Source organism: Bradyrhizobium sp. CCBAU 45321 (assembly GCF_028128975.1).
GTDB lineage: Bacteria > Pseudomonadota > Alphaproteobacteria > Rhizobiales > Xanthobacteraceae > Bradyrhizobium > Bradyrhizobium yuanmingense.
Window position 1 is genome coordinate 1 of record NZ_LFKZ01000057.1, and the last position, 1462, is coordinate 1462.

Genomic DNA, 1462 nt, shown 5'->3' on the forward strand with positions numbered 1-1462 from the left:
GCCGGCCGCGCCGCTATACACGACGTTGCTGCTCGCCGTCGCGCTGGCATAGGAGGTCGTGCCGCGCAGGTCGGCCGACGTCGCACCGGAGATGGTGGTGGAGACGTTCGACTTGGTGGAATAGCCGACCGTGGTCTGCAGCGCCTGGTTGGCGATCGACTTCGCAGAGTCGATCAGCTTCTGCAGCGAGGTGATGCCGGTGTTGGCAGCCTGCAGCACCTGCACGCCGTTGGCGATGCCGTCGAGCAGGTTGTTGATGTCGCTGGCGCGGTTGTCGAGCGACTGTGCCGTGAAGAAGTTGGTGGGATTGTCCAGGGCCGAGTTGACGCTCTTGCCGGTCGACAGACGACTCTGTGTGGTGGCGAGAAGATCAGCGGTGGACTGGAGGGAGAGCAGGTTCTGACGAACCGACGCGGAGAGGACGATACCGGACATTGAGTGTTACCCTTCTGGTACGCAACGCAACAGGACTTCGATTAGGATTAATCGATGTCGGGGACGGTGAACGCGGAGGGCTAACAAAGCATGAAGCGTGTCGCGCCAGTCCTTGCGCGGATTCACCATATGCGCCTTCGAGGCCCAAACGTGCTCACCGATATCATCATGATAGGATGATACTTTTTCGGGCAGCTAGGAGGCATTTGCGACTTGTCAACCATAACTCAGAGTGAGCAATTGGCTGCATTCGAATGCAGCACTCCCTCCGCCGAGCAGCATTCCGATGCCGGCACAAAAGAAAGCGGCGGGGCCGAAGCCCCGCCGCCGTGATCGTCTTGCGATGTCGTCCGCGCCTTAGCGGAGCAGCTGCAGCACGCTCTGCTGCGACTGGTTGGCCAGCGACAGCGCGGAGACCGCGATCGACTGGCGGGTCGACAGCGCCTGGCTGTTGGCCGCTTCGACGTTGGTGTCGGCCAGGGTCAGGTTGGCTGAGCCGGTCTGCAGCACGTTGATCAGGCTCTTGTTGAAATCCTGACGGACCTGCACCACCGAGAGGTTCGAGCCGAGGCTCGAGGCCTGCGAGCGCAGCGTGCTCGAGGCGGCGTTCAGGTTGGTCAGCACCTTGTTGGTGGCGGCGTTGTCGATGAAGTCGACACCGCTGGTCAGCGAGGCGAGGCCCAGACCCTTGGAGTTGTAGGTCACGCCGGTGATGCTGAGGTTCGACTTGCCGGTTTCGTCGAACACCAGCTTGAGCTGGTCGCCGTTCAAGAGGTTGACGCCGTTGAACGAGGAGTCCTGCGCGGTGGTGTCGATCTGGTTCAGGATGTTGTTGAACTGGGACACCAGGTTCGCACGCGCCGTCTGCGCGACGACGTCCTGGACGGGGCTGGAAGCCGTCGAGAACGTGAGCGACGAGGTCAGCGTGCCGCCGATCGCACCACCCGCGGCGCTCGAACCGATGGTCGAGGACGCGTAGTCGTTGGTGGTCGAGATCGTCAGCAGGCCGTTGGCGTCGATCGTCGCC

2 protein-coding genes are annotated in these 1462 nt (G+C 62.4%); both read right to left on the reverse strand.

Annotation, left to right across the window (positions count from 1 at the left end; all coding sequences use genetic code 11):
• On the reverse strand, positions 1-435 hold a 435-nt coding region (locus ACM43_RS09665; protein WP_442869282.1), incomplete at its 3' end, for a flagellin N-terminal helical domain-containing protein.
• A 357-nt stretch (positions 436-792) separates the two neighbouring features.
• Positions 793-1462: flagellin (locus ACM43_RS09670; RefSeq protein ID WP_271539861.1), on the reverse strand; the 670-nt coding region annotated here is incomplete at its 5' end.